The sequence below is a fragment of the Ferrithrix thermotolerans DSM 19514 genome (genome assembly GCF_900128965.1).
In the GTDB taxonomy this organism is placed as follows: Bacteria; Actinomycetota; Acidimicrobiia; order Acidimicrobiales; family Acidimicrobiaceae; genus Ferrithrix; species Ferrithrix thermotolerans.
Map to the genome: position 1 here is coordinate 21,701 of NZ_FQUL01000020.1, position 19,453 is coordinate 41,153.

General features: G+C 51.3%; 19 protein-coding genes. 18 read left to right on the forward strand and 1 reads right to left on the reverse strand.

The window, feature by feature from the left end; translation table 11 throughout:
* The first annotated feature begins 200 nt into the window (after positions 1-200).
* The 16 genes from rnc to BUA24_RS07450 all read left to right on the forward strand — a co-directional run bounded on the left by rnc (position 201) and on the right by BUA24_RS07450 (position 17,866).
* Positions 201-914: a ribonuclease III gene (gene rnc / locus BUA24_RS07375; protein WP_072790763.1), complete on the forward strand. Its 714-nt coding sequence runs from the start codon at positions 201-203 to the stop codon at positions 912-914.
* Positions 907-1,791 (forward strand): bifunctional DNA-formamidopyrimidine glycosylase/DNA-(apurinic or apyrimidinic site) lyase, encoded by an 885-nt coding sequence (gene mutM, locus BUA24_RS07380; protein WP_072790706.1) that lies wholly within the window; start codon positions 907-909, stop codon positions 1,789-1,791. Before rnc ends, mutM begins: the two co-directional genes overlap by 8 nt.
* A 44-nt stretch (positions 1,792-1,835) precedes the next feature.
* On the forward strand, positions 1,836-5,315 hold the full coding sequence (gene smc, locus BUA24_RS07385; RefSeq protein WP_072790709.1) for a chromosome segregation protein SMC: 3,480 nt from the start codon (positions 1,836-1,838) through the stop codon (positions 5,313-5,315).
* Positions 5,316-5,537: 222 nt separating this feature from the next.
* Positions 5,538-6,968: a cytochrome ubiquinol oxidase subunit I gene (locus BUA24_RS07390; RefSeq protein ID WP_072790712.1), complete on the forward strand. Its 1,431-nt coding sequence runs from the start codon at positions 5,538-5,540 to the stop codon at positions 6,966-6,968.
* A 14-nt stretch (positions 6,969-6,982) separates the two neighbouring features.
* Positions 6,983-8,032, forward strand: coding sequence for a cytochrome d ubiquinol oxidase subunit II (gene cydB / locus BUA24_RS07395; protein WP_072790715.1), 1,050 nt, complete (start codon positions 6,983-6,985; stop codon positions 8,030-8,032).
* A gap of 31 nt (positions 8,033-8,063) precedes the next feature.
* Positions 8,064-9,740, forward strand: a complete 1,677-nt coding sequence (locus BUA24_RS07400; protein ID WP_072790719.1) for an ATP-binding cassette domain-containing protein — start codon at positions 8,064-8,066, stop codon at positions 9,738-9,740.
* Entirely contained in the window at positions 9,722-11,383 is a 1,662-nt protein-coding gene (cydC, locus tag BUA24_RS07405; RefSeq protein ID WP_072790722.1) for a thiol reductant ABC exporter subunit CydC, read from the forward strand. Before BUA24_RS07400 ends, cydC begins: the two co-directional genes overlap by 19 nt.
* 142 nt (positions 11,384-11,525) lie before the next feature.
* The gene (ftsY, locus tag BUA24_RS07410; protein WP_072790725.1) at positions 11,526-12,626 is read left to right on the forward strand and encodes a signal recognition particle-docking protein FtsY; all 1,101 of its coding nucleotides are present in this window, start codon (positions 11,526-11,528) and stop codon (positions 12,624-12,626) included.
* A 47-nt stretch (positions 12,627-12,673) separates the two neighbouring features.
* Positions 12,674-14,023 carry a signal recognition particle protein gene (gene ffh / locus BUA24_RS07415; RefSeq protein WP_072790727.1) on the forward strand — a complete coding sequence of 450 codons (1,350 nt, stop codon included), beginning with the start codon at positions 12,674-12,676 and terminating at the stop codon, positions 14,021-14,023.
* A gap of 70 nt (positions 14,024-14,093) precedes the next feature.
* Positions 14,094-14,369 carry a 30S ribosomal protein S16 gene (gene rpsP / locus BUA24_RS07420; RefSeq protein WP_072790730.1) on the forward strand — a complete coding sequence of 92 codons (276 nt, stop codon included), beginning with the start codon at positions 14,094-14,096 and terminating at the stop codon, positions 14,367-14,369.
* Positions 14,335-14,757, forward strand: a complete 423-nt coding sequence (locus BUA24_RS07425) for a KH domain-containing protein (protein ID WP_084660308.1) — start codon at positions 14,335-14,337, stop codon at positions 14,755-14,757. The genes rpsP and BUA24_RS07425 overlap by 35 nt, the downstream gene beginning before the upstream one ends.
* A gap of 25 nt (positions 14,758-14,782) precedes the next feature.
* A complete protein-coding gene (rimM, locus tag BUA24_RS07430) occupies positions 14,783-15,268 on the forward strand; it encodes a ribosome maturation factor RimM (RefSeq protein WP_072790736.1) in 486 nt (161 codons plus the stop codon).
* A gap of 3 nt (positions 15,269-15,271) precedes the next feature.
* Positions 15,272-16,027, forward strand: a complete 756-nt coding sequence (trmD, locus tag BUA24_RS07435; RefSeq protein WP_072790738.1) for a tRNA (guanosine(37)-N1)-methyltransferase TrmD — start codon at positions 15,272-15,274, stop codon at positions 16,025-16,027.
* A gap of 1 nt (position 16,028) precedes the next feature.
* The gene (gene rplS / locus BUA24_RS07440; protein WP_072790742.1) at positions 16,029-16,370 is read left to right on the forward strand and encodes a 50S ribosomal protein L19; all 342 of its coding nucleotides are present in this window, start codon (positions 16,029-16,031) and stop codon (positions 16,368-16,370) included.
* A 68-nt stretch (positions 16,371-16,438) separates the two neighbouring features.
* Positions 16,439-16,729 carry a DUF2469 family protein gene (locus tag BUA24_RS07445; RefSeq protein ID WP_072790745.1) on the forward strand — a complete coding sequence of 97 codons (291 nt, stop codon included), beginning with the start codon at positions 16,439-16,441 and terminating at the stop codon, positions 16,727-16,729.
* A 21-nt stretch (positions 16,730-16,750) separates the two neighbouring features.
* Positions 16,751-17,866, forward strand: a complete 1,116-nt coding sequence (locus BUA24_RS07450) for a trans-sulfuration enzyme family protein (RefSeq protein ID WP_072790748.1) — start codon at positions 16,751-16,753, stop codon at positions 17,864-17,866.
* Here BUA24_RS07450 and BUA24_RS12800 read toward each other — a convergent pair.
* Positions 17,863-18,093 (reverse strand): hypothetical protein, encoded by a 231-nt coding sequence (locus BUA24_RS12800; protein WP_072790751.1) that lies wholly within the window; start codon positions 18,091-18,093, stop codon positions 17,863-17,865. The genes BUA24_RS07450 and BUA24_RS12800 overlap by 4 nt on opposite strands.
* 122 nt (positions 18,094-18,215) lie before the next feature.
* Between BUA24_RS12800 and BUA24_RS07460 the strand changes: the two genes are divergently transcribed.
* Positions 18,216-18,980 carry an enoyl-CoA hydratase/isomerase family protein gene (locus BUA24_RS07460; protein ID WP_072790754.1) on the forward strand — a complete coding sequence of 255 codons (765 nt, stop codon included), beginning with the start codon at positions 18,216-18,218 and terminating at the stop codon, positions 18,978-18,980.
* A gap of 248 nt (positions 18,981-19,228) precedes the next feature.
* A partial coding sequence (locus tag BUA24_RS12945) for a transposase (RefSeq protein WP_245790354.1) occupies positions 19,229-19,453 on the forward strand: 225 nt, incomplete at its 3' end.

Here is a 19,453-nt window from a genome sequence, read left to right on the forward strand (position 1 = left end):
GGTAAAGGTCTTACCTTGGAATCTTCAACCGTAAGACCCCTACAGAGCGGTGGCTAAGTGCTCTTATGAGGAGTCAAATACCTGTTTTAGGGTTGGAAGCCCTTCATGAATTGTCAGCTCGTCGGCTTTGTAGTGAGGCTTAGGTTTTCTTGGAGCTGAGTGTTGAAGACTGCGAGGCGACGCATCAATCGGTGAGAACTATGAGTGCAAGTGGGAAAAGAGCTAACCTCAATGGCCTTGTTCCAAGGGGTTTTCTAAGAACAAGACTCTTCGATCAAGCCATGACGCATCGCTCTGCTGCAACTAGTGACGGTGACTCTAACGAACGTCTAGAGTTTCTGGGAGACGCAGTCGTGCAGCTCGCAGTGACCTCCCACCTATTTAGGAGATATCCCGAGCTCCCTGAGGGTCGTATGACAAAGGTGAGAGCTGCCGTTGTAAACACCCATTCACTTGCTCTAGTTGCAGATAGTCTTGGCCTTGGTGAGAGGCTAAGGTTCTCATCGGCTGACATGGCAGATCTGAAGACCCCAACACCTTCGATGCTTGCCGACTGTTTTGAAGCAACCGTAGGTGCCCTTTACCTATCGGTTGGTCCGGAACAGTCGGAGGAGTTTGTCGTAAAGGTACTTAGTGATCTGATCGACCAAAGTGTGCCAGATGACGTGTTAGGAGACTACAAGTCAAGGCTCCAGGAACTGGTGGCAGCTTCCACGCCTCAATCGACCCTGACCTATAGAGACAGCTGGTCAGGGCCGGATCACGACCGAACCTTTACCTCGCTGGTCTTGCTGGGGGATGAGACTTTAGGAGAGGGTTTGGGTAAGAGCAAGAAAGAGGCCCAGCAGGCGGCAGCCAAGGTGGCGGTTCAGTCCCTCACCAAGAGTTATAGGCCAGGTTTGCGAGGTGCCTGAGCTGCCTGAGGTTGAGACGATAAGAAGTGATCTCGCTCTCAGATTTATTGGACTGCGCCTCGAGATGCTCAAAATCTTGGGTGAAAGAACCATCAGGCGTAACAAGACTAATTTAGAGGAGGTCGGTCCTGAGCTCCTTGGCAGGCAACTAAGTGATGCTAAGAGATACGGTAAGTACCTAATTTTGGAGTTATCAGGCTCCCAGATAGGTGAGATCAGCTATCTGGTGGTCCATCTTGGAATGTCGGGAAGATTTGTCCTTCAGCTTCCAGAGATGCCAAATGGCAGGGATCACACCAAAATGCATGTCAGGTTCTCGGAAGAGGATTTATATCTCTGGGATCCGAGAACCTTCGGAGAGGTGTTTTTGGAGACAGGACTTGACGACTTGGGTAGGCCAATGACTCTAAGCAAAAGGCTTGGCATAGACCCTTACCTCTATCCCCATAACGTAGCAGGTGCGTTGGGGGAGGTAGCTGTGCGATCCTCTAGGGCAATTAAAGCGGTCCTCCTCGATCAAAAGGTGATAGCAGGACTCGGCAACATCTACAGCGACGAGGTCTTATTTCGCTCCAGAGTCTCTCCTTCTTTCCCAGTCTCAGCCTTGGACAAAAGAGGTATTGAGCGAGTGGCTGAGGCAGTGGTTGAGGTTGTCAACAAGGCGGTTGTTCTTCGTGGGTCGTCACTTAAAGACAAGAGCTACATGGATCTATCTGGGCGCCCTGGTAGCTACCAGAGTGAGCATTTAGTCTATGGCCGTTACTCCAAGGCGTGTATGGTATGTGGAGAGGATATCGACCGCGTCTTGATAGCTGGCAGGTACTCAAGCTTCTGTTCGATCTGCCAGCAGGGAGCTGACCGATGGGACTACTCTTAGTCGGTCAAAGTGGGATGGGCTAAGAAACTTGTGAAGATGAGGCTATGTATCTGAAGTATCTTTCGATTAGGGGGTTCAAGTCTTTTGCTGACACAGCAAAGGTAAAGTTCTCCCCGGGGCTAACTGTGATAGTTGGACCGAACGGTTCGGGCAAGTCCAACGTCGTAGATGCTCTAGCCTGGGTGTTAGGAGCTCAAGGACCTAAGCAGCTTAGGTCATCTAAGATGGAGGATGTAATCTTTGCCGGTTCCTCCAAACGGCCTCCGCTAGGTCGGGCAGAGGTCTCGGTCACCTTTGACAACTCAGATGAGTCTCTCTCTGTCCCTCTTAGTGAGGTTTCAATCTCTCGAAGCCTGTACCGCTCCGGCGAGAGCAGTTACAAGCTAAACGAGGTCGCCTGTCGACTAAGTGACCTAGTGGATCTCCTTGGTGAGGTGGGGGTGGGAAAGAGCCAGCACCTTATTATCTCACAGGGCGAGGTGGATGACATTGTAAACGCCAAAGCCGACGATCTTAGGGTGATAATAGAGGAGGCTGCTGGTATAACGCGCCACAAAAGGCGTAGAGACCAAGCCCTAAAGCGTCTTGTCGAAGTAGATGGCGATCTTGAGGATATCTCAAAGATGGAGCGCGACCTAAAGCGCAAGATAAAGCCGCTTGAGAAACAGTATGAGTTAGCGAGAATGCGCGATGAGCTAATAGGTAGGAAGAGGTCACTATCTCTATGGATCGCCTCTATGGAGATGAAAGAACTAAGCATCACAGAGACCACACTCAAATCGGCTAAAGCTGCCCTAGAAGTAAAGGCGGTTGAGACAAGTGAGGCTTTGGCGAAGAGTGCTCGAGATCTCTCTGAGCTCAAAAGAGTTGATGAATCTGCGGCGCTTGCGCAGCTTGAGGCGCTAGACGGAGAGATCCAGAGTCTTGAATCTGAGATAAAGGGGAAGAGCTCTGTTTTGAGAGAGAGGATTCGCTCTATCGAAGGTAGAGTCCTACAACTTAACGCAGAACTTGATCTAAGTCGCATACAAAGGCTTCGTAAATCCAAGGCGGAGCTTGAGGCAAAGGTTGCGGCTGAAGGAAAGGAGCTTGTAGACAAGGAGCAGAGGCTGAAAGATAGGGTTGAGTCAGTTGTAGAGCCACCTCGAGAGCAGCTCGAGACCTACGAGCGAGAGGTTGATCTGCTAAGGGCCTCTGTCCATGAAAAGCGATCAGACCTCGAGGGACTCAAAAGACGACTTGTGCAGGAGAAGAACGATCAAAAGCAGCGACACCAAGCGTTGGAGGAGTTGGCTAAAAAGATGCGGGAACTCTCGGCCGACTCGGAGTCCCTGCGGCGGTCGATACTTGAGACCCAGACCAAAGTGTCGGTGAAGCGCCAAGACGCAGAGACTTTAAAGCTGGACGCCGATGCCCTGGAGGACGAGCTGTCTTCGCTAAGGCAACTCGCCCAAGGCGTCAAAGAAGAGCTATCTTCAATAGACGCTGAGCTTTCTGCACTTAGAACGTTTCAGGGAGGAAGGCAGTCAAGAGCTGCGCTTCAGGTTGACTTTGTGACTTTGCTCGATCTTTACCAGGTGCCTGAGGGATATGAGTTCGCTCTCGAAGCAGCTCTCGGCGATCTCGGAAGGGCTTTCGTTGTCTCCTCGGAACAAGACCTAAGAGCAGGCTATCTGGCGCTGTGTGAAGCGGGCAGCTCGGGCGTCATCGTAACTGAAGGGTTTCTTGAAGGGATATCATCGAAGCGAAGTTCTGACGCTTTTGTTGGAAACAGGCCTAAAAAGCTCCTTGTGTCCAACGTCGAAGCCAAAGAAACAGGGGTCTCTAAAGAGGCGCTCATGGCCCTACTTGAAGATGTCTTCATGGTTGATGATGATCAAGAGGCTGCGTCGCTCCTCGCCGAACGTCCCCATGCTCGCTTCGTCACAAGACAAGGGCACGTCTTTTCACTTGGGCGTACAGAGGTTTCGATTCGGGGGGACAGAGCTATAGAACTTAGAACGTTACACCTCCAAAAGCGCCGTAAAGAGTGGGATCAAAGATACAAGGAGCTCCAAGAGAAGATCGCCAGGGTGGACACAAGGCTAACTTCGACACTTAGGGAGCACCGATCCATGGTTGTTGAGATCGAGCGGCTTGTTGAGACTCAGACTGCTCATCACAGAAAGCTCCAGGTAGTTGAGGACAGATTTCAGCTGATAGAGAAAGACAAGGAGAGACTTACCCTTCAGCTTGAAGGTGCAGGTCTCACCTTGAGCGAAGAGGATCTCACTGAAAAAGAAAGAGACCTGACCGAGACGCTTAGAGCTCTTGCTCATAAGGAGGCTTCCCTAAGTGATGCCCGCTTACAAAGACGCGAGTTTGAGGCGCGACAGCGGGCGCTTGAGACTCTCAAAAATGAGATAAGGCTAAAGGCAGTTGAGGTTGAATCTTACGTCAAGATGCTCAGACAGATAGAGGCAGATCTGTCCGAAGAGACAAGGCTTTACGAGGATGCTATGGCGGCTTCTAAGAAGGAGAGAACCTTTTTGGATAATCGGCTTAAAGAGGCGAGGACTTACCGCAATGCTTTAGAGCATTTCCTCATGGAACTACTAGAACTAGGGGATGAAGTCCGATCTAGACTTGGTCTTATTAGAGAGGCGATATCTCGACGCGCAAAGGAAAGGGCTACCCTAGAAAGTACACGTCAGAGTCTTGAGGCTCAGCTGCAGAGCACGAGAGAGGAGTCTCGCTCTCTTGATGAGGAGATCTCCAAGGTGTCTTTGACCATGAGGCTAAAAGAGGAGTCTTTCTCGAGGTATCTAGGAGCCTCTATGGCTCAGGTTCTAAGTGCAAGGCCGGTGGAAGGTGTGGCTCCAACTTTAGCAAAAGATGAACTGGAGTCGGTGGAGCGACGCCTCTCGGAGATCGGCCCCGTCAATGCTTACGCAGCCTTGGAGCTTGAGGCTTTGAGAGCTGAGCTAAAAGAGGTTGAAGCTAACTCATCGGATGTGAGAGCGTCTCGGAGAGAGATGCGCAGTCTTCTAAGCGCCATAGATGACGAGATGCGTATCTCATTTGCTGACACGTTCTCCCAGATACAGCGGAACTTCACTCGTCTATTTGAAAAGCTGTTCCCCGGGGGCAAAGGTTCTTTACGTCTTGAGACAGACAAGGACGTACTAGAGGCGCAGGTTGACTTCGACATCGAGATTCCAGGCAAGAAGGTGACCAGACTGTCGCTACTCTCTGGCGGCGAACGGTCTTTGGTAGGGTTGGCGTTTTTGTTCTCGATTTTTGAGACAAAACCGACCCCTTTTGTAGTCTTAGACGAGGTAGAGGCTGCGTTAGACGACAGAAATCTAACTAGTTTCATAGAACTTCTAAAAGAGTTTCGAAGTCGAGTGCAGATAATAGTCGTTACCCATCAAAAGCGCACCATGGAGACGGCAGACGTCCTCGTTGGGGTGTCTTCCACCCAGAAGGGAAGCTCGCAGATCATAAGGGAAGAGGTCTCTCGCTACGAGAGTGAATTGGTCTAGGACAACCAAAGTCTTATTCTCTAGCTCACAAGTCCCGCAGTCGTTGTATGCAGTAACGAAGTGCTTAGTTAGGTCCTTGTAAGTAAACCTCTCGTGACTTTAAGCCAAGTACTCTCTGAGAAAATTATTGGATCAAAGTGTGAACTACGACTCAGATACCCAGGAGGGTATCGTTAGCTCTTCTTATGATTGATAAAAAAGAGTTGGAATGGAGCGTAGAAGATGCATCCGATCTTAGGTAACTTGACCCTCCTGCTATCAAGGTGGCAGTTTGCAACAACGACGATCTATCATTTTCTATTCGTGCCGGTGACGATAGGGTTGTCGGTGTTAGTAGCGATCCTTCAAAGTGCTTACTATAAGACGCATGACGAGAGGTACGACCGCCTTGTAAGTTTCTTTGGAAAGCTGTTTCTTATTAACTTTGCCATAGGTGTGGTCACCGGAATAGTCCAGGAGTTTCAGTTCGGTATGAACTGGTCACAGTACTCTGCATTCGTTGGGAACATCTTTGGTCCCCCCCTGGCGATCGAAGGACTCTTGGCCTTTTTTATGGAGTCGACCTTCCTTGGCATCTGGATCTTCGGCAAAGGCAGGGTCTCAGAGAGGGTACATCTCTTTTCGATCTGGATGGCGTCTTTCGGCACAGTTCTATCTGCCTCCTTTATCTTGGCGGCTAACTCCTGGATGCAACATCCTGTTGGTTACAGTATCGATAAGGCTACTCATCAGGCTGTTATGACGAACTTTTGGGCGATTCTAACCAACTCGCTGTTCTTGGTGACTTTGTTCCATACGCTTCTCGCAGCTGCGATGACAGCGGCCGCTCTTATGCTGGGCATCTCCTTTTATCAGATGAAGAGGAAGGCGACAAAAGATATCTTTGCTCTTGGAGCGAGAGTCGCTTTAATAGTACTCTTTGTCTCTTCCCTGGCGATGGCTCTAGACGGACACGTCCAAGGCCAGGTTATGGTCCAAGACCAGCCCATGAAGATGGCTGCTGGAGAGGCACTTTACAACACTGAACGGGGTGCCTCGGAGTCTCTTCTTACAATCGGTAACCTGCACGACAAGGTTATATTTCAGATCGGCCTTCCTCATGTCTTATCGCTACTAGCTACGGATAAGTGGAACGGTACGGTCCAGGGGATAAATCAGCTACAGGCGAAGTATGAAAGAGAGTACGGGAAGGGTAACTACGTGCCCATCGTATGGCTCGACTACTGGTCCTTTAGGATCATGGCTGGTATAGGAGCAGTCATACTTGCCTTTGGAGCCTGGGGAATGTACCTACTTCGCAAGAAGAGACTCGATGACTCTAAGTGGTTTAGATGGGCAGCGATGGCGATGGTTCCACTACCATTTATCGCTAATACTACCGGTTGGATCTTCCAGGAGACGGGCAGGCAGCCGTGGGTGGTCTATGGACTGCTCAAGACCTCGCAGGCCGTCTCCAACCTCTCTGCCTTTGAGGTGGGCATTACCTTAGTGGGCTTTACCGCTTTGTATGGATTGCTTGCGACCGTTGACATATCGTTGATGCTCAAGTACGCCAAGAAAGAGATTCAGGTGATAGGAGAGGGCGATAAGGGTCTCTCTTTGCACCACGATGACGAGATGGAAGATGAAGAGCTCGGCTCTTTGGTCTACTAGAAAGGAGCTAAGAGATGCACGCAAGCGGTCTTCAGTTGTTCTGGTTTATCCTTATAGGGGTCCTGTGGGCGGGATACTTCTTCCTCGAGGGATTTGATTTTGGTGTAGGTATGCTTCTTCCCGTGGTTGCACGTTCGGACGTAGAGCGTAGGGCTCTGATCAACTCCATCGGACCAACTTGGGACGGTAATGAGGTCTGGCTCATAGTCGCTGGCGGGGCTACCTTTGCCGCTTTCCCACTTTGGTACTCGACGATGTTTTCGAGCTTCTACCTCCCTTTGTTCGTAATACTTCTGGCGCTGATAGGGCGCGGTGTTGCCTTTGAGTACAGAGGTAAAGGCAACTCCAAGAACTGGAAACGTAACTGGGATCGAGTGATATTTTTTGGGTCTTTAGTTCCATCGTTTATCTGGGGAGTTGCCTTTGGGGACCTTATCAAGGGAATACCCCTAAACGCCCAGGGTGTCTTTACGGGTAATGTCCTTGATCTGCTTCAACCATATGCCCTACTTGCAGGTCTTACCACTACGATGGTCTTTTTGTTGCATGGGGCTCTTTTTCTTTCATTGAAGCTTACGGGGGATCTAAAAGAGAAAGTGGTTGATCGTATAAGGCGGATAGCGCCGATTACGACTACGGTGTTGTTGGCGTTCTTAGCCGTGACCTATCTGGTCGCTAGAGGTGACGGACACTCGGGTGACGTGCCGGGATTAATACCTGTATCGGCGTTCTTGATCGTGGCATCTGTGTCGTGGTTGGCTCGAGAGAGGCTGTTTGGATGGGCATTTCTCTTCACGGGAGTCGCAATACTGGCTATCACTGCTACGATCTTTATGACCCTTTATCCCGATGTTATGATGTCGTCGACCTCGCAGGCTTTCTCTCTTTCGATAGCCAAGGCGGCGTCGCAGCCTTATACCCTACACATAATGACGATCGTGGCTCTTATCTTCACGCCTTTTGTACTGGCCTATCAAGCGTGGACTTACTGGGTGTTTAGAAAGAGAATCTCGCTTCCACCGAGAAGCGGCGTAACGGATGTGACGCAGACCTCGCACCTATAAAGATAGATCTAGTAGTAGATTCGTAACTTATATGCAAGGCGGAGGAGACATCAAGGCGGAAAAGACTTCTCCTCCGCTAGACATGCGAATCTTGCAAGGTGGGCGAGCTAAGGCGGCCTTTGTAGCGGTTGCGTTACTTGAGGCGCTGCAGGCGGCGTTCTTGGTCCTAAGCGCCCTTCAGATCGGCGAGGTCTTCCAAGATGTTGTCATAGATCACAAGATAGCCACAGCTCTCCAGGCAACTTGGTTGTTTGCTCTGTTTTTTGGCCTGCGTCTCTTGATTGTAAAGGCAGCTGACGTGGCCTCACTGCGCTACGGGGCATACGTTGCAGAGCGGTTTCGGAGTCGCCTTTTATCTTCAGCGAAAGACTCAGATATCTCAGAGTCTGAGCTTGGCTTTCTAAGTACCGACGGACTCACTTACGTAGTTACCTACGTGCAACGTCTAGTTCCCTCCTTGACCGCATCTTTTACGGTAACCCCACTACTCATCCTCTTTGTCTTTTTCCACGGGGTGTTGTACTTCGTGGAGATCTTGGTAGGACTGGCAGTCCTACCGGTGTTGATGATTGTGATCGGACAAGCCACAAAGGATAAGGCTGCACAGAAGTTAGAGGCAACGGTATCTCTGAACGCTTTGTACCTAGATACTCTGAGGGGTGTGGGGGTGCTCAACTCCTTCAACAAGGCGGAACTTCAGGTAAAGTCCATATCAAGGTCGGCGTCAGAGCTGAAGAAGACTACCCTGTCGGTGCTTCAGATAGCCTTTGCTTCTGGTGTTGCTCTAGATACCTTGGTATCGATCGTGGTGGCAATCGTGGCTGTCTCAATCGGCATTCGCCTAAACGATGGAGGGCTATCTCTAGGTGCTGGAGCAGCGGTACTTTTTGTAACCCCTGAGATCTTTCTTCCAATTAGAACCGCAGCGCTTCAGTTTCATGCCTCCCAGGACGCGGTAGCGGTGCTAGACCGAATCGACTCCCACGATCCGAACAACTCACTAACTTTTTTCGGGAAAGGGTCGAGCCAAGCCTGTCTAGATAAATTGGACCCCTTGGTTGGTCGGGTCGCAATCCCTTACTTAGTCTTTGACTCCTTTGGATTTGAAGTCCCCGAGAGATCGATATACGTGGATCTAACAACAAGCCTAGAAATAGGGGAGTGGCTCGGAGTTACAGGTGCAAGCGGGAGTGGCAAAACCTCGTTCTTGCGGGCGATAACGGGGGAGATACCCTTCCATGGACGGCTGAGACTAGCCGGTAGCGACGGTGATTTGCACAATATTCTGCAGGAGATAGCCTATCTTCCTTCCCGTCCCGGGTTCTTCGATGGAACATTGAGGGAAAACCTCTCTTTGTATAGGGGCGACTGCTCAGAGAAAGAGATCCATGAGGCGCTTGAACTGGTTGAACTTAGTTATATGAAGTTCCGTCTTTTGGACAGGGTGCTTCCCTCGGGAGTGAACTTCTCCTCAGGAGAGCGACAGCGCCTGGCGTTGGCACGGGTGATTCTTTCCCGAAGGAGTCTTGTTCTATTAGATGAACCCACCTCGCATCTAGACCCAAAGGTTGAGGCAGAGGTGGTAAGGGTGCTAAGAGAAGCCACGAAGGAATCTGTAACCGTAGTGGTGACGCACTCTCCTCACGTTGCCTCTGAGTGTGATCAGGTTGTGGTCTTTAGCGAGGGAAAATGTCACTTACGAAGCTAGGGTCTGAACTATTTAGGGAAAAGAGATGGTCTGTGCTAGGTTATCTGAGTTCAGGTGCCCTTGCATACCTCTCTCCCGGTATTTTGTTTGCCTTCTCCGCATACCTGTTAGCAAAGTCTGCGCTCAAGCCCGGAATATTGACTCTTGGCGTGGCGATCGGCTCGGTCAGGTTTTTTGCCGTCGCCCGTGGGGCGTCGCTCTATGGGGAGCGGCTTGTGGGACACTCCTTGGTGCTTGAGTATGCAGCACGAGTTAGGGTCGAGCTTTTTAGAGCCCTAGCAAACGTGGTGCCGCACCGTCTTTTCCCTGGGGTCTTTGCAGAACTGACTGCCTCCCTAAACGGAGATGTGGAGGAGACTCAGGCGTTTTTGTTGAGGGTCCTTGAACCCCTTGTGGCCAGCGGAGTCTCCTTGGTGGTGGCCATCGCTGTGGCGACGTCTTTTTCGGTGAGTTTTGGAGTTGTAACAGCCTTGGGCGCAGTGGTCATGGCCGTCTCGATACCTCTTTTGGGCTACGTCATTGCGACACGGTCATCTAGATCAAACCAGTCAGTACGTGCAAGCGCATATAGGAGCGCTTCGTCGGTCTCTGATACCTTTTCTGAGAGGCGGCTTCTTGGTTCAGACGACTTCCTACTAGACCGCCTCAGAGCTGATACCCGTAGATTCGCACAGACTCAGGTTTCAATCGGTATGTTCTCTGGCGTCGTGGCGTTGATTGAGGCTGTGGCGCTGGTACTTACGGTCTCGGCAACTCTTTATTTGGGGGTCAAAGAGGTGGCGTCGCATCGGTTGGGCTCTGTCTACGTCGCAGTTGTGCCCTTTTTGTTACTAGGGGTTTTCGAGGGCCTCTTGACGGTGGCTGTAGAGCTTTCAAAGGTAGCGACCTTCAAGGTGTCAAAGGACAGGTTGAATTCGATGCTTTCTTTCAAAAAACGCAGCTTGGACCGTAATCCAAGTGAACTTCCCGGACATGGCCCTGTGGAGATCACTTTGACAGATGTGACCTTCTCGTATCCTTCATCGGAAAAACCCGTCTTAAAAGGTGTATCTTTCATCGTCCCACGAGGGGAGCATCTGTTGGTAACTGGTCCAAGTGGAAGCGGGAAGTCGACGTTAGCCTCCCTGATTATGGGTGGATGGCTTCCCAACCGAGGCGAGATCACTATCGACGGTGTACCCACCTCCGAGCTAAGCGAAGAGGAGATCGCCCGACACATAAGCTACCTCGGGCCCGAGCCCTACGTATTTGAAGCGTCGATCGAGGCAAACCTGCGCATCGCTTCCCCTAAGGCTACAGACGCGGAGCTTATGGAAGTGATCGATCAAGTGGGGTTACTTTCATGGTACCTAAGCAGGGGTGGGTCGTTAGGTTCTAAAATATCTATGCGCCAGAACTCTCTCTCAAGCGGAGAGATGCAACGTCTGTCGATTGCCAGGGTGCTTCTAAGGGGAGCAAAGACCGTCTTATTGGATGAACCTACGGCAAACCTAGACGGCGAGAACGAAAAGATTATTGTCGGGCTCATAAACGATCTGTTCTTGGGGGCAACTATGGTTGCGATCTCACACTCAGAGATCTTTAGATCAATGTTCCTCTGTGATAGATATGTAGAGTTATCCGACGGTCGTATCCTGGGCTAAGTAGCGAACATCCCCCACATCTAGCTACGACCCCTAGGTCTTGCGGCTCTTCGATGGTAGTACTTATGTAACGATATGCATCGGTCGTTATGTCGCAACAAGTTGCGCAAATACGCTTTTTTGTGCCTACTATGAATCTCATATGAGTATTGTCCTTGCTGTAGTTGTGGTGGTGCTTGTCGTCGTAGGGGGAAGCGCCTTCTTCGTCCTTCGCTCTAAAAAGCCCAAGGCCATGGAGGTTGGTACAGAGACAGAGACGAAACCAGCCCTAAAAAGTCCAGCGGGTGCCCCGTCACTTGAGGGAGAAGAAGCCGGCTCGAAAGAGCCTGTGATCTCTAGAGGTCTAGATGGATCACTTCCAAAGTCACGGTCTTTACTTGGCTCTGCCCTAGCGCGGATGAGGGCGAAACGGGCCCTTGGGGAGGAGTTCTGGGTAGAACTTGAGGAGGCGCTGATCCTCTCTGATTTAGGTTTAGACCTCTCGGTGGATCTGGTGGAGTCGGTGAGGAACAAAGTCTACAAAGAAGGTGTCACCGCCACAGACGCTGCGCTTGAGATGCTAAGGGAAGAGATGATAGAGCGTCTTGACCACAGTAACAGAGACCTCAACCTAGGTGATGCGCCTCCCTCGGTGGTCCTTTTCGTCGGAGTAAATGGGGTAGGCAAGACGACATCGATCGGGAAGTTGGCCGCACTACTGTCCTCTGAAGGTAAGAAGGTTGTAGTAGCAGCAGGGGACACCTTTAGGGCTGCGGCTGCAGAGCAGCTCGAGATGTGGGCTCAGCGCTCAGACGTCCAGGTTGTAAAGGGTGCATCTGGTGCGGACCCAGCATCGGTGGTCTTTGACGCTATATCTCATGGAGCTGCGGTGGGAGCAGACTTTGTGCTTGCAGACACCGCAGGTCGTCTGCAAAACAGGCAAAACCTGATGGACGAGCTAAAAAAGATACGACGCGTCGCAGAGAAGGCTTCTGGAACCGTCACAGAGGTCTTGCTGGTACTGGACGCAACGACGGGGCAAAACGGGCTTTTACAGGCGCAGGGTTTCGCCGAAGCTGCCTCGGTTACTGGAGTAATACTTACTAAGCTTGACGGCACTGCCAAAGGTGGCGTGGCCTTTGCCATTGAGGATAAACTTCATATCCCGATCAAGTTTGTGGGATTAGGTGAGGGTATTTTAGACCTCGTGCCCTTCGACCCGAAAGCCTTTGTTTATGAGATAACAGGCGAGGTGTCCCAGTAGCCAACTTTGGTCTGGTTTTTAAGCGTTAGATTAAGGAGTCGCTTTAGGTGTTTGAGTCACTAGGTGGGCGTTTAGAAGACGCTCTCTCCAAGATTAGAGGAAAGGCGCGTCTCTCCGAAGCCGATGTTGAGCTGGCTCTGCGAGAGATCAGAAACGCCCTCCTGGAGGCCGACGTCAATTTGTTGGTGGTAAGAGCGATCACGGACAGAATACGTGAGGCTGCGGTGGGTGCGATGGCATCTAGGTCGCTTACCCCCGGACAGCAGGTAGTAAAGGCGGTCAACGACGAGCTTATCAATGTATTAGGTGGCGAGACATTTCGTATCACCTATGAGTCAAAACCCCCAACAGTTATATTGATGGCGGGTCTCCAAGGATCTGGAAAGACCACCACGTCGGCCAAGCTGGCCAGATACTTCAAGGCTCAAGGAAGATCTCCTATGTTGGTCGGGGCCGACCTACAAAGGCCAGCGGCGGTAGAGCAGCTAAAGACTCTTGCCTCCCAGATCCAGGTACCAATGTTCTCTGAGTGGACCTCTCCGATCGAGGTGGCGAAGGCGGGAGTCGCTGAGGCGAGACGAATAGGTCGAGATGTCGTGATCATCGACACAGCTGGGCGCCTCACCGTAGACGCCGAACTTATGGATGAGATAGCGGCTATCTCAAGGGAGGTAAGACCGAAGTACACCTTCTTGGTGATAGATGCAATGATGGGACAGGACTCCGTAAACACTGCCAAGGCGTTCAACGACGTCCTTGAGCTTGATGCCATCGTTCTGTCCAAACTAGACGGAGATGCAAGGGGCGGTGCAGCTCTGTCGGTCAAAGAGGTGGTCGGAAAACCTATCGCCTTTGCATCTGACGGGGAGAAGCTCGACAACTTTGGGCCTTTTCATCCAGATAGGATGGCCTCTCGGATCTTGGGCATGGGTGATGTTCTTACCCTCATAGAACAGGCTGAGCGAACCATGGACGAAGAGGTAGCTGAACGTGGTGCCAAGAAGCTTATGGAGGGTAAGTTTGATCTCGAGGACTTCCTCCAGCAGCTCCGTCAGGTCAAAAAGATGGGATCTCTCAAAGGCATGCTCTCGATGCTCCCTGGTGTGCCAAAGGAACTGAGAGATGTAGAGATCGACGATGCAGAGCTGGGCAAGATCGAGGCGATGATCTCCTCAATGACGAAGAAGGAGCGCTCGGACCCTTCGATCATAGATGCAAGCCGTCGAGCTCGAATTGCAGCTGGCTCTGGAACTACATCTGCAAACGTCTCTGCTCTCATCAAACAGTTCAAGGAGATGCAGAAGATGATGAGGTCTATGGGTATCGGTCCCGCCTCGGCAACGAAGAGGCGGCCAAAGCCCAGACCGTCAAAGAAGGGACGGAAGAACCGTCGCTGAGACCTGCTAATATGACCATCGGTTACTTAGTACTTTGGGAAGGGGATCTTCCCGCGAACAAGGAGTTCAATTGGCAGTAAGACTGCGTCTAACAAGATTTGGCAAGAAAAGACAGCCCTACTACAGGGTTGTTGCCTCCGACTCTACCTCCCCCAGAGACGGTAAGTTCATTGAGATCATAGGTCACTATGCTCCTCGTTCGGAACCATCAGAGGTCAGCATCGACAACGAAAAGGCTGTGAAGTGGCTCTTGAACGGCGCTAAGCCCTCTGAGAGGGTGGAGAAGCTCCTTCAGATCTCAGGTGCTCTTGATGAGTTCAAAAAGGCTAAGGCTGAGCGTGGATAACCTAGAGAACGAGGTGAGCGGAGAGGGCGGCGAAGAGCTCGCAGATCCCAACGGGAACGTGGATACATCAAGAGCTGACGGCGCAGAGAGTCTGCTTAGGTTCTTAGCCACCTCCTTGCTCCTTAGAGAAGATGACTTTACGATTCGGCGCTCAATGAGGGGAGAGTCAGTACGTCTTACCCTGCAGGTTCCCGGCTCCGATCTAGGCAAGGTTATTGGAAAAGGCGGCCGCATAGCGAACGCTGTTAGAGCTTTGGTGCAGGTGGCAGGTGCAAAGAACGATCTTGAGACCCACGTAGAGTTCTCCGACGGAAGACGCGGACCTTCGAGACCGGGACAACGTAGACCTTACGGACAAGGCGGCAGACCAAAACGCCGTCCATCTTAGTCACAGATGACTGTGGGTAGACTTCGTGCCTGATCGCTTGGAGGTTGGGTGGATTTCAAAGCCACACTCCTTGAACGGTGATGTGTTAGTCAAGGCGATCTCAAACGTTGAAGGTCGTTTCAGGGCCGGAGTGAGGCTTGAGGCTAAAAAAGGTGAGAGGACACTTGAGGTCGAGATCGTCTCTTGTCGTCCATACAAGGATCGACTACTCGTTCACTTCCTAGGCGTGGACAGTCGTGAAGCCGCTGAAGAAGTCCAAGGAGCGTTGCTACTTGGTGAAGCTGGTGAGTACGAAGACGACGCTCTATTGGTTCACGAGATCATCGGAGCTCAGGTTATTGACCTTGAAGGTGTCGTGAGGGGTTCTGTGGTATCGGTTGAGGCGAACCCAGCCTCGGACCTGTTGGTCCTTGACAACGGTAAGCTTGTCCCGATGGTTTTTGTGTCTGATTTTGATAAGCAACAGAAGGTAGTTGTCGTAGACACCCCAGCGGGTCTGTTTGATCTTTGAGATATGAGGGTTAGCTTCATCTCGATCTTTCCAGATCAGCTGCGTAGTTACTGTGGTTTTGGGGTGATCTCTAAGGCTCAACAGGTGGGTGCTCTTGAGCTATCGTTTATAGACCCTAGAGACTACACCCATGATTTGCATAGATCGGTGGACGACGCTCCTTATGGAGGTGGACCCGGGATGCTCATGAAGTGCGAGCCGATAGTCGAAGCCATCGAGGCGAACGACGTAGCCAGGCCAGTTGTGCTCCTTACACCAGGGGGGGAACGGCTCAGTCAGAGCAAAATAAGGGAGCTGGCGTCTTTGGAGGGCTTTACTTTACTTTGCGGGCGATACGAAGGGGTCGATGCGAGGGTCGAAGAGTTGGTAGTGGATATGAGAATCAGTCTCGGCGACTACGTGTTAGCCGGTGGCGAGCTTGCGGCGCTCTGTGTTTTAGAGGCTGTCTCAAGGCTCTTGCCTGAGGTCCTTGGTAACGAAAACTCACCAGCGCAAGATAGCTTTGAAGACGGTCTCTTAGAGTACGCTCAGTACACCCGTCCAGCGGAGTTTAGGGGTATGAGGGTTCCAGGTGTCTTGTTGGGGGGTAATCACCAAGAGATCGAAAGATGGCGCCGAAGAAGTTCTTTGTTGCGGACTGCAAGTTGGCGTCCCGATCTTTTGAAGCGCGAGGTGCTGTCCGAGGAGGACGTGCAGTTTCTAGCGGAGAACGGCTATTCTGTAGAGGTTGATTTGATACCAAGCACATCTGAGGACTGAAATGCACCCAACTGACATCGTAGATCAAGACTCGTTACGTTCAGACATACCCGACTTCGCCCCAGGTGACACCCTTAAGGTGCACGTAAGGGTCGTGGAAGGTGATAAGGAGCGCATCCAGGTCTTCCAAGGAGCTGTCATACGCCGCCAGGGCTCTTCACTTCATGAGACCTTCACCGTGAGAAAGGTTAGCTTTGGAGTGGGAGTTGAGAGAACCTTTCCTGTGCACAGCCCTATCATCTCCAAGATCGAAGTCGTGACTCGTGGTGATGTTCGGCGAGCAAAGCTATACTACCTGAGAGACAGGGTAGGAAAAGCGGCAAAGATAAAAGAGAAGCGCTAGTGTGGCGATGACGCCTTACCCTATTGGTCGTACTTTGGCTCTAGCACGCCTGAGTGAAAAGCTAACCCGTGAGTTCTGAAGACCTCGAACGGTATGAGACTGAGATAGAGCTCGCTCTCTACAAGGAGTATCGTTCCGTATTGTCGCTCTTTAGGTACGTGGTGGAGACCGAGCGACGCTTTTACTTAGCAAACTCCGTAGAGCTCGAGGTAAAGACGTCTGAGAAGGGTTTGGACTACGTAGAGGTGACCTTGAAGGATGCCTGGGTGTGGGATATGTATCGGCCGCAGCGTTTGGTGAACAAGGTTCGGGTCATAACTTTCAGAGATGTAAACGTTGAAGAGATCGCATCCGTCTGATTCGTTACCTAGGAGTTGACCTTGGCTGCTGACCGAGACAAAGAGACGTCTAAAGGTTTTGATTCGGAGATCGGTCATCTCTACGGTCCGAATCCTTACATCTCGCTTAACTCGACGTATTTTAGGGGTCAGCGTAGCGTGTACGCCCGAGATACTAACCCTACCTGGGAGTACTTAGAGGCGGAGGTAGGACGGCTAGAAGGGGGAAGGTGTACTGTATTTGCCTCCGGTATGGGTGCTATCTCATCCATCGTTGCCGCAGTTGAAGGTAGGAAGACTCTCTTTCTGGCCGAGGACTCTTACAACGGCACAAGAAGACTAGCTCAGTACCTGAGTGACATTGGAAGACTTCATCTAAATATGGTGACGCAAAAGCAACTGAGCTCTTTATGTTTTATCACTGACGCCTCTCCTGGAGATATCTTGTTCTATGAGTCTCCCTCTAATCCACATCTCAACCTCTACGACATCGCAGCGATATCTAGAGTTTGTAGGGACCATGGCTTAATGTCGGTGGTGGACTCTACACTAGCTACTCCGTTTCTTCAAAGACCACTGTCTCTAGGTGCCGACGTGGTTGTTCATTCATTGACAAAGGCACTGTCGGGACACTCCGACGTGCTGGGCGGAGCTGTTGTCACGAAGGACCCTGAGCTCGACTCCCTATTTCGCCTCAGGAGGTCACTTCTTGGTGCAATTCCTTCTGCATGGGATGTGTATCTAATACTGAGGGGGTTAAAGACAGCGGAACTAAGGGTCGACCGGGCCTCAAAGAACGCCTATAGCTCTTTGTTTGTGTTTTTTAAGTATCTAGACCCGTCAAGGATCTACTACCCCTACCATCCAAGCAGTCCCACCCTTGAGCTAGCGATGCGCCAGATGACCGGAGGTGGTGGTGTTGTAAGCGTGGTCTTCGAAGATGAAGCTACAGCGGAGAGGTTTCTAGACGCACTTCGTCAATTTCATAAGGCGACCTCCTTAGGAGGCGTGGAGTCTTTAGCGGAGCGTCGAGCGATACATAAGGGCGAGGAGGGCACCCACCCTGGTCTTGTGCGCCTGTCATTTGGAATTGAACCCTGGGATCTCCTTGAACAGGATCTTGTACAGGCTCTAGAGACGGCGCTAAGACAGAGCTAACGGTATCGGGTGCGTCTCTGCCAACACTGCCGATGCCAGTGTCGGCGGAGATCAGGTGCCTCAAAGGGAACCACAACGTAGTGCCCGATACCATGGAGAATCTCTTGGTTGCATAATGGGCAGATGTAGATCTTGTTTGCCCTGTAAGGATGGACGAATCTGACATCGGCGATCAGTCCTGAGAGGGGGTCTGTGAGTTGTCCTACGTGGTCAGAGATCGGATCCATATCAATAAAAAGTTATTGGCTTAGAGTTTGGTTGCGGCAGATGGATGCGTGATGTGTCATAGAACCGTCCTCTCCTTGTCTCTCGAAGTAAAACCTCGCCTGTGATTTGCTAAGTTGCCTTCATGGAAAATATCGCTTACAAAGAGCAAGACGGCGTGGCAACGCTAACACTTAATCGCCCAGAGGTAAAAAATGCAATTACTCATGAGATGTGGGAACAGGTTGACGATCTCTTTGTCAAGTTTGAATCCGGAGATGCCAGAGTGCTAGTCATCACAGGGGGAAGCGAGGCCTTTTGTTCAGGGGCTGATCTTCGTGATCAGGCACGAGTCAGAATGGACCCACTTCTTAGAATGAGACGCATCTCCGAGGTAGCGCTTCGGTTGCACGGTCTTTCAAAGCCCACTATCGCTAAGGTACAAGGTGTTGCAGCCGGCGCTGGTTGTAATCTGGCCTTTGGATGCGACTTTGTGATAGCCTCTGAGGGTGCAAGTTTTGTGGAGATCTTCTCCAAGAGAGCGCTTACCATCGACTTTGGTGGCAGCTTTCTCTTACCGAGGCTTGTAGGGCTGCAGAAGGCGAAGAAGTTGGCGTACTTTGCTGAGCGTATCGGGGCGAAAGAGGCGTGTTCTATGGGTCTTGTAACAGAGGTGGTCTCACCTTCTGAGATAGATCAGGTCACAGCTAACTGGGCGATAAGGCTTAGGGATATGCCGCCTCTAGCGTTGTCGCTCACAAAACGCCTCTTAAACGACTCCTACAACCTCTCTATGGAGCAGGCACTAGAGCGCGAGACCCAGGCACAGGTTATCGCATCATCCTCCGAGGACGCCAAAGAGGCTTTATATGCATTTAGGGAGCGACGTGAAGCTAAGTTTTGGCCCTAGCTGCATTCAGCTACTAGAGATTCAGTCAAATGGTGTTCCAACTATACATCTAAGACCTAGGGTAAAGAGATGGAGATGGCTCTAGGTAAGAAGCTACGCTTTTTCGTGAGATGTGCTGGCTCTGGGTATAAAGAGGGATACATGTCGTGGGTCTCTTGAAACTACTCACGATACGGGACACGGTTCACCCTTAGAACGAGGAGAATATAGGTATGGGTGAAACGGAAGAACAGAAAACTAGGAAAGAGATGACTCGTCGACAATTTGACGGCGAATTCAAAAAAGACGCGGTCAGACTCGTCGAGAGTGGAAACCTGTCGGTGAGGCAGGTAGCTGAGGATCTTGGCATCTCGAAGGCAACCCTGTCGAACTGGGTCGACAAAGCCCGCAAGGAGCGCAGAGAGGCGGGGGCACCCCAGATCTGGCTGCAGAAATCCGCCGGCTTCGCAAGGAGAACGAGCAGCTCAGAATGG